The sequence below is a fragment of the Corynebacterium sp. MSK008 genome (genome assembly GCF_030232585.1).
In the GTDB taxonomy this organism is placed as follows: Bacteria; Actinomycetota; Actinomycetes; order Mycobacteriales; family Mycobacteriaceae; genus Corynebacterium.
In genome coordinates, this window is the sequence record NZ_JASPJX010000025.1 from 1 (window position 1) to 1701 (window position 1701).

General features: G+C 57.3%; 1 protein-coding gene. It reads left to right on the top strand.

Translation table 11 applies throughout. The features are described from left to right. The first annotated feature begins 116 nt into the window (after positions 1 to 116). Positions 117 to 1586 (top strand): integrase core domain-containing protein, encoded by a 1470-nt coding sequence (locus QP996_RS11710; RefSeq protein ID WP_284872807.1) that lies wholly within the window; start codon positions 117 to 119, stop codon positions 1584 to 1586. Positions 1587 to 1701: the final 115 nt, after the last annotated feature.

A 1701-nucleotide genomic window follows, 5' to 3' on the forward strand; every position in this document is an offset into this window, starting at 1 on the left:
TGTCATGTCTTGACACTTTTTGGACATGGAGTCTGGTGAGTTTTTGGACGTGGAGTCTGGTCACTTATTGGACATCATGTCTGATGACTTGTTGGACACTGCGATGAAATAGCCGGATGGCTATTTCATCGCATTTACGTAGGAAGATCGCGGATTTCGATCCCGTCCGCGACGACAAAAACATCACGCAGTTCTGCAAGGAAGAAGGGATCTCACGCCAGACGTTCCACAATGTGAAAGATCGTGTCGCCAAGCGCGGCCGGGCGGGTATTTTGCCGGACAGCACCGCCCCGAAAAACCCGGCTCGTAAGTACACCGATGCTGACCGCCAGGCCGTCTTCGATGCCCGTGTTGAACTCAAGCAGCAGGGGTTGGACTACGGGCCGCTCTCGATTCACTACCACTTGCTCGACACCGTCGGCCCGGATCACACGCCGTCACGACCAACGATTGCAGCGTGGCTGAATAAAGCCGGGCTGGTCGACGCCAATGCCCGCAAACGCCCCCGTAGTTCGTATAAACGATTCGCTCGCGATTATGTGTGCGAACTGTGGCAGATCGACGCGGTGGTCTACCGCCTGTTCGACGTTGCTCACACCCAGGTCACCATCTACCAGGTCATCGACGACGCCAGCAGATTCGATGTCGGCACCAAAGCGTTCAAGCTGCCCGAAAACGGCTCCGACGCACGCACCACACTCAAAGAGGCATTTGCCCGCTACCGCAAACCGCAAGAGATCCTGTCGGACAACAGCGAAGCGTTTGCCACCTATCACCGCGGTCGTCTATCAGCCACGGAAGTGTGGCTGGCAGAACAAGGCGTGATGGCCATTGCAGGCTTTGCGCCAACGACCCAAGGCAAGGATGAACGCGCGCACCGCACCCTGGTGCAATTTCTTGATGCGCGCACACCCAAAACGTTCGCCGATCTTGAAGCCGCCATTGATGTCTACCGCGAGGTCTACAACACCCAGCGGCATCACCAAAGCCTGCGCGTCGGCAAAATGCACATCACCCCGCAACAAGCTTGGGAGAGCTTCCCACAGGCACAGTCCCCAACCGATCCGCTGGATCCTGATGTGATCTGGCAGCGCGTGGTCGACTACAACCTTGCACACAACCCGCTGGCACAACCACCAGCGAAGAAAAACGACCCTGGGGAAGCTGCCACTTCGCCCAAGGCCGAAACCGTTCGTGCAATCACCACACCAGGTACATCACACACGGATGACCCCACCATAGATCCCCGCGACGTCGCGGAAAACTACCGCTTCGACGTGCCAGTAGAACTCGAAGTCAACCGGCACGGGACCGTCTCGGTGTGCGGCTACGGCCTCTATATCGGCCTGCGGTTTAAAAGCCGCAAGCTGTTCAGCATCGTCACCCCCGATAACGTCGCGGAGTTCTATACCGCCCACGACAGTGAATTCCTGTTCAGCGTGCCGTTGCCCATCAGGCTGACGCACCGCCCGGCCGGCGGCCAGATCAACATCAACCTCGTTGAAGGCATGAAACACCGGCAACCGCCGAAACTGCGCCCAGACCTATCCAAACCCCGACCGAAGAAACGCAACCCCGGCCAATAAGACCACCACTAGCCGGAGTCCAAAAAGCCATTGGACTCCGTGTCCAATAAGTCACCAGACTCCATGTCCAATAAGTGACCAGACTCCGCGTCCAAAATGTCCATAGACATAACAT